Raw genomic sequence first — 6697 nt, forward strand, 5'->3', positions numbered from 1 at the left:
GGAATGGCCAACCGCCGCCGCGAACGGGCCGAACCATTCGCCGGCAACCCGCACCGCATCCACCGCATTGACCATGTTCAGGCGCCGGCCCTGCGACTGGCCGTGGCCAGGCAGGTCGAGCGAAACGACCCTGTAGCCGGCGGCGCGATAGCCTTCGATCAAGGCGCGCATATATTCGGTGCGCGAGCGCCAGCCATGGACGACGAGCACCGTGCCGACGGCCGCCCTGCCCGGCTCGGGCCGGAACTCGTGCACCATGACGCAGCCGGTCGCGGTCTTCAGCCGGTGATGACGCGCCTCGGTCATGAACCCCGTCGCACGCTCGACAGCGCGGCGCTCGCCATCGCTGAGCGCCTTGACATTCGGGGTGCGGCAGAACAATTCGAACGCCGCGCGTCCGCTGAGCCGCGGCGCGACACGCTCTGCCGCACCGAACACGCCCCGGATGACCTTCAGCCCGAATGATGCCATAGTGAGAATCCATCCATACGTTCAAGCATGAACATAATAGTTCAAAGATGAACAATAAACAAGAGCTGCCTTGGGACAACCCGCGTTTCCGCAACTGGGTCGCGGTGGCGCGCGCCTGCCATGTGCTTGAGCGCACGCTGGCGGTGAAACTTGCGCCGCTCGATTTGAAGCCGGCGCAGCTCGACGTGCTGATGAACCTCTATCGCCACCCCGGAATGTCGCAGCACGATCTTGCCCGCAAGCTGCTCGTCGGCCGCTCCAACATCACCATGCTGTTGCCGCAGCTGGAAGCGCGTGGCCTGCTGCGTCGCGAAGGCGACGAGAAGGACAAGCGCATCCTGCGGCTCGCGCTCACCGAGGCCGGCGAGGCGCTGCTGATGCAGGCGCTGAAAGTGCATATGGCGCTGATCGAGAAGGCGATGAGCCAGTCGACGCCGGAGCAATGCGACATGATCGGCGAGCAGATGCGCAAGATCTATGATGTGCTGAATGAGGCTTGAGCGCCCTTCAGCCCAACCTTACCACATCGTCTTCTTCGCCCGTTCCGGCCATTCCTTGTCGTAGGTTTCGCCGTCGATGTTCTTGCGGCTGGTGATTTCCAGGATCTGTCCGGGCGTCGGCAGCGACTTCGGCTCGACATGCCTTGCCGGGTTCCAGAGCTCGGAGCGGACGATGGCCCGGGCGCATTGGAAATAGACCGCATCGATGTCGACGACGGTCACCGATCGCGCCGCCTTGCCGTCCACCGTGAATGACGCGCACAGCGCTGTATCCGTTGTGATGTGGGCGCGGCCATTGACGCGCAGCGTCGTGCCGGAGCCCGGCACCAGGAACAGCAGGCCGACGCGTGGGTCGCGAATGATGTTTTTCAGCGAATCGGCGCGGTTGTTGCCGCGTCGGTCCGGCATCATCAGCGTTTTCGGATCATGGATGCGCACGAAGCCGGCGAGATCGCCGCGCGGCGAGCAATCAAGCCCCTCCGGCCCGCTGGTCGCCAGCGCGACAAAGGGCGAGGCTTCGATGAAGGCGGCATATTCGGGAATGATGTGGTCGAGTTCCTTGACCAGCGAGGCCTCGCCTGGAACGCCATAGAGTGCCTCGAGCTGCTCGACCGTGGTGATGACGGACATGTTTTCGCCTCCAAACCTTTGCCGGCGCTACCCCAGATCGATGACATCTTCACGACAGCGATGCCCTAGCGGTCCCGGCTAAGGCCCTTTTCCGCAAGCTCCGCGAGATAGGCTTCCCAGCGCGCATCCTTCTCGTGGCCGAGCGTATGCAGGTAATTCCAGGTGAAGATGCCGGTGTCGTGGAAATCGTCGAAGGTGATGCGCACGGCGTAGTTGCCGACCGGCTCGATCTTCAGGATCGCCACATTGCGCTTGCCGGGGACCGTCACCCGCTGATCCGGCGAATGGCCCTGCACTTCGGCCGATGGCGAGGCGACGCGCAGCAGTTCCGCCGGCAGTTCGAACGGATGGTGGTCGGGAAAGGTGACGGACAGAAGTTTGCGGTCCTTGGAAACCCTGAGTTCTTTCGGTGCGGTCATGCTGTTCGATCCCGTGTCATCCGCCCTTCCCTACGCCGCTTCGCCAAACGGGAAAAGGTCTGATGAGACCGACCGACATGCGATGTCGGCTGAGAGATGTTACCAAAGATCGAGAGGCGCTATCTTGAACAGCAGGCCGGATCGTATCACATAGCGGTATATAACGAAGCCGTTCACGGCCACGGGAAGCGCTTGAAGCATGGACATGATTGATCCTTTCGGCCGCACGATCAGCTATCTCCGCGTGTCGGTTACCGACCGCTGCGATTTCCGCTGCACCTATTGCATGGCCGAGGACATGGCCTTCCTGCCTAAGAAGGACCTGCTGTCGCTGGAAGAGCTCGACCGGCTGTGCACGGTTTTCATCGAAAAGGGCGTCAGGCGATTGCGGCTGACCGGCGGTGAGCCGCTGGTGCGCAAGAACATCATGCATCTGGTGCGCCAGCTGTCGCGGCATCTCGAAAGCGGCGCGCTGGAAGAACTGACGCTGACCACCAACGGCTCGCAGCTGTCGCGCTTTGCCGCCGAACTCGCCGATTGCGGCGTCAGGCGCATCAACGTCTCGCTCGATACGCTCGATGCCGACAAATTCCACAAGATCACCCGCTGGGGCCATCTCGACAAGGTCATGCAAGGCATCGATGCCGCGCAGGCGGCCGGGCTCAAGGTCAAGCTCAACGCAGTGGCGTTGAAGGATTTCAACGACGCCGAGCTGCCCGAGATGATGCGCTGGGCGCATGGCCGCGGCATGGACCTGACGGTCATCGAAACCATGCCAATGGGCGAGATCGATGCCGACCGCACCGACCAGTATTTGCCGCTGTCGCTGCTGCGCGCGTCGCTCGAACGCCAGTTCACGCTGACCGACATTCCCTTCAAGACCGGCGGCCCGGCGCGCTACGTCCAGGTCGCCGAGACCGGCGGACGGCTCGGCTTCATCACGCCGATGACGCATAATTTCTGTGAGAGCTGCAACCGCGTCCGGCTGACCTGCACCGGCACCCTCTATATGTGTCTCGGCCAGGAAGATGCCGCCGATCTGCGCGCGCCCTTGCGCGCCTCGGAAGGCAACGAGCTGGTCGCCGAAGCTATAGACGAAGCCATCGGCCGCAAGCCCAAGGGCCATGACTTCATCATCGACCGCCGCACCAGCCGCCCATCGGTGTCACGCCACATGAGCGTCACTGGCGGCTGATCTTTCCGTGAAATTCATGCAATATCGCTTCGGGATCATGACTTCGAGGCGAGCATGCGGCTGCACTCTTCATTCCTGGTCATTGCGACAATGGCAGCAACCAGTGCGGTCGCCGCGCCATTCACCTATGTGAACGATCGCTTCGGCACTGTCTGCACCTTTCCCGACGACGTCTTCACCGATCGCCAGCCGGAGCCCGACAATGGCGACGGACAGCAATGGCTGAGCGCCGATGGCGCCAGCCTGATCTGCTCGGGCATCCTCAACGTCGACGACGACACGCCGAAAGGCTTTGTCGCGGCGGAGAAGGCGAGCAAGAAGCCGGGCTACAAGGTCACCTACAGCAAGGCCGGAAAGGACTGGGCCGTGCTGTCGGGCCTGAGGGATGGAAAGATATTCTACGAGCGACGTCTGTTTGGGAAAGACGGTATCATCCGTACGGTCTGGGTCGACTACCCGCCGGCGCTGAAGTCGAAATACGATCCGCTGGTCGGCGCCATCGCCGGCAGTCTCAAGGGGCCATGACGGTTTCGGACCACACCCCAGAAAAAGTCTTGTTCGCGAACCGCAGCCGGATTTACGGCCAGTCTGTTCCAGCCTAGCCTTCCCCTGGAAGCTGCTCTTCGCTCGCAGGGGGATACACCATGCGCAAACTCGTTCTTTCTCTGGCACTGCTTGGCCTCGCGGCCGTGCCCGCGGCGGCGCAGTCGATCGGCGGCACCTATACGGTCGCCGGCACCAACTTCGACGGCTCGGCCTATGGCGGCGAAGCCACCATCACGCTGACCAGCGGGACGACCTGCGCGATCCATTGGGAAACTGGTGGCTCATCTTCCGACGGCATCTGCATGCGCAACGATGATGCCTTCTCCGCCGGCTATGTCATGGACAAGGACATTGGCCTCGTCGTCTACAAGGTGGCGGCGGACGGTTCGCTGCACGGTCTTTGGACGATCGCCGGCAAGGAAGGCAATGGCACCGAGGTGCTTACGCCGAAGAAGTAAGTTCGCCATCGCAGGCGATATTCCGGGCCACAAACAAGGCTGTGGCCCAGTCCTTTGCTGTTGCTGTTTCATGCCCGACTGTTACAGGCTTGCTGCCTAAAGCGCGTCGCGTTTGAACGGATTCAGGCCACGCGCTTCAGGTCTTTGTTTCTTATGCATGTCGTTTCCCCAAAACCGAGGTCACTTTTGGGCGATATGTATTAGCAGAACCGGTAGCCGTCTTGCCCCTGTCTCCAAATCTTCACGGCGCGTTGTTCATGATGGTGGCGATGGCCGGCTTCACCCTCAACGACGCCATAACCAAATACTCGTCGCAATCGATGAACATGGCGCAGGTCATGTTGATCCGTGGGGCTTTCGCTTCGCTTTTCGTCGGCCTGCTGGCCTGGCAGCGCGGCGCTCTCGCCCGCCCGGGCTCGATGCTGCAGCCTCTGGTCGCCTTGCGCGTGATCAGCGAGGCCGGCGCAACGGTGAGTTTCCTCGTCGCCCTCGCCCATCTGCCGATCGCCAATGTTTCGGCGGTGCTGCAGGCGCTGCCGCTGGCGGTGACGATGGGAGCGGCACTTGTCTTTGGCGAGACTGTCGGTTGGCGGCGTTGGCTGGCCATCGCCATCGGATTTGCCGGCGTGCTGATCATCGTGCGGCCGGGCTTCGAAGGGTTCAGCGTCTACTCGCTGTCGGCGCTGGCCAGCGTCGCCTGCTGCGCGGTGCGCGATCTCGCCACCAAGCGGATCCCCAAGGCCATTCCGACATTGCTGGTGTCGACCGCGACCGCGCTTGCCATGACAATCGTCGGCGCGGCGCTGTTGCCGGCAATGGGCGGCTGGACGCCGATGACGGGCAACAGCACGGCCCTGCTGGCCCTGGCTGCTGTGCTGGTGATTATCGGCTACCAGTTCATCATTATGGCGATGCGGGCGGGCGACATCTCCTTCATCGCGCCGTTCCGCTACACGGCCCTGATCTGGTCGATCCTGCTTGGCCTGTTCATCTTCGCGGACATTCCCGATCTGCCGATGATCGTCGGCGCCACCATCATCATCGGCTCCGGCCTCTATGCGCTCTACCGCGAGCGGGTCGTCGGCCGGCGCAAGATCGTCGCCGAAAGCACGGGGCCAAGCATGGTTCCGGACGGAATCTAGCCAGATCATTGAAGGTTCTTGTGATTTCCGACGGCTGGCGTACAGGCTTCGTGGCATGAAGCGAGACATTGCGGGGATTGTTCTGGCCGGTGGCCAGTCGAGGCGGATGGGCGGCGGCGACAAGAGCCTGTTGCCGCTTGGCGATGGCTGCCTGCTTGACCAGGTCGTGTCGCGCTTCGCCCCGCAAATAGAATCGATGGCGCTCAGCGCCAATGGCGACCCTGCACGATTCCTGCGCTTTGGACTGCCGGTGCTTGCCGACAGCGTGCCCGGCTTTGCCGGTCCGCTCGCCGGAATCCTGACCGGCCTCGAATGGGCCGCGGCCAACAGGCCTTGCAAGGCGATCGTCAGCGCTGCCGGTGACACGCCTTTCCTGCCGTTGGACCTTGTCGAGCGTCTGGCAGGGGCCGCCGATCAAAGCCCCGGTTCTATTGCCGTTGCCCGCTCGGCCGGCAAGCGGCATCCGACCTTCGCGCTGTGGCCGATCGGCTGCCGCGATGCCTTGCGGCACTTTCTGGTCGATCAGGATATCAGGCGGGTTTCGGCTTTCATCGACCGGCAGGGTTTTGTCGAGGTGGAGTTCCCGGTTCCGCCATCGGCGGGGATCGACCCTTTCTTCAACATCAACGAACCGGACGATCTTGTGTCTGCCGAGCGTCTGTTGCAGAGCATCAAGCCATGAACAGACGCGTCTTCGGCATCACCGGCTGGAAGAATTCCGGCAAGACGACTTTGACCGAGAGGTTGGTCAGCGAATTGGTCCGGCGCGGCTGGAAGGTGTCGACGGTGAAACATGCCCACCATGACTTCGACATCGACAAACCTGGCGCGGACAGCTTTCGCCACCGGCAGGCCGGCGCCACCGAAGTCGCGATCGTCTCCGGCGTTCGCTGGGCACTGATGCACGAGCTGCGCGGCGAGGATGAGCCGACATTGGAGACTGTCCTGTCGCGGCTTGCCCCTTGCGACCTCGTGCTGGTCGAGGGCTACAAGCGCGAAGCCCACAGCAAGATCGAAACCCGCCGGCTGGATGCGAAGGACCGCACGCCGCTTTCGGCGGAGGATCCCAACATCGTCGCTGTCGCCGCCGATTTTGCCATTGAAGGCGAGCTGCTGCCGGTATTCGATCTCGACGATGCAAAATCGATAGCCGACTTCATCGAGCGCACCACCGGGCTCGTTGCTTGAGCGCTGACGCAACGGCAGAATAGCCTTGCCCATTTTTATGGTTTTGCAGTTGCTTTTTTCTTGGAAAGAGTGGGAGTATCGCGCCAGCGGGCGGTCAAAAGCACCGCCCCACAGAGCCGTTCGGAACGACGGCCGGGACCATAAAGAG

At 62.5% G+C, this 6697-nt stretch carries 10 protein-coding genes; 7 read left to right on the forward strand and 3 right to left on the reverse strand.

Annotated features, from left to right (window positions below):
* A partial coding sequence (locus EN879_RS19340) for an alpha/beta fold hydrolase (protein WP_127274182.1) occupies positions 1 to 471 on the reverse strand: 471 nt, incomplete at its 3' end.
* Positions 472 to 518: 47 nt separating this feature from the next.
* On the opposite strand from EN879_RS19340, the gene EN879_RS19345 reads away from it, so the two are divergent.
* The gene (locus EN879_RS19345; RefSeq protein WP_013531696.1) at positions 519 to 971 is read left to right on the forward strand and encodes a MarR family transcriptional regulator; all 453 of its coding nucleotides are present in this window, start codon (positions 519 to 521) and stop codon (positions 969 to 971) included.
* A gap of 18 nt (positions 972 to 989) precedes the next feature.
* Here the strand turns inward: EN879_RS19345 and EN879_RS19350 are convergent, their stop codons facing one another.
* Positions 990 to 1601, reverse strand: a complete 612-nt coding sequence (locus EN879_RS19350) for a pyridoxamine 5'-phosphate oxidase family protein (RefSeq protein ID WP_063167992.1) — start codon at positions 1599 to 1601, stop codon at positions 990 to 992.
* A 65-nt stretch (positions 1602 to 1666) separates the two neighbouring features.
* The gene (locus EN879_RS19355; RefSeq protein WP_013531698.1) at positions 1667 to 2020 is read right to left on the reverse strand and encodes a DUF971 domain-containing protein; all 354 of its coding nucleotides are present in this window, start codon (positions 2018 to 2020) and stop codon (positions 1667 to 1669) included.
* A gap of 199 nt (positions 2021 to 2219) precedes the next feature.
* Between EN879_RS19355 and moaA the strand changes: the two genes are divergently transcribed.
* The 6 genes from moaA to mobB all read left to right on the forward strand — a co-directional run bounded on the left by moaA (position 2220) and on the right by mobB (position 6549).
* Positions 2220 to 3215, forward strand: coding sequence for a GTP 3',8-cyclase MoaA (moaA, locus tag EN879_RS19360; protein ID WP_013531699.1), 996 nt, complete (start codon positions 2220 to 2222; stop codon positions 3213 to 3215).
* A gap of 54 nt (positions 3216 to 3269) precedes the next feature.
* Positions 3270 to 3740, forward strand: coding sequence for a hypothetical protein (locus EN879_RS19365; protein WP_063167991.1), 471 nt, complete (start codon positions 3270 to 3272; stop codon positions 3738 to 3740).
* Positions 3741 to 3859: 119 nt separating this feature from the next.
* Positions 3860 to 4219 (forward strand): hypothetical protein, encoded by a 360-nt coding sequence (locus EN879_RS19370; RefSeq protein ID WP_013531701.1) that lies wholly within the window; start codon positions 3860 to 3862, stop codon positions 4217 to 4219.
* A gap of 221 nt (positions 4220 to 4440) precedes the next feature.
* Positions 4441 to 5361 (forward strand): DMT family transporter, encoded by a 921-nt coding sequence (locus EN879_RS19375; protein ID WP_063167990.1) that lies wholly within the window; start codon positions 4441 to 4443, stop codon positions 5359 to 5361.
* 55 nt (positions 5362 to 5416) lie between these two features.
* Positions 5417 to 6043: a molybdenum cofactor guanylyltransferase MobA gene (mobA, locus tag EN879_RS19380; RefSeq protein ID WP_063167989.1), complete on the forward strand. Its 627-nt coding sequence runs from the start codon at positions 5417 to 5419 to the stop codon at positions 6041 to 6043.
* Positions 6040 to 6549: a molybdopterin-guanine dinucleotide biosynthesis protein B gene (mobB, locus tag EN879_RS19385; RefSeq protein WP_024503305.1), complete on the forward strand. Its 510-nt coding sequence runs from the start codon at positions 6040 to 6042 to the stop codon at positions 6547 to 6549. The genes mobA and mobB overlap by 4 nt, the downstream gene beginning before the upstream one ends.
* Positions 6550 to 6697: the final 148 nt, after the last annotated feature.

It is taken from the genome of Mesorhizobium sp. M7A.F.Ca.AU.002.02.1.1 (assembly GCF_003998535.1).
Classification (GTDB): Bacteria; Pseudomonadota; Alphaproteobacteria; order Rhizobiales; family Rhizobiaceae; genus Mesorhizobium; species Mesorhizobium ciceri.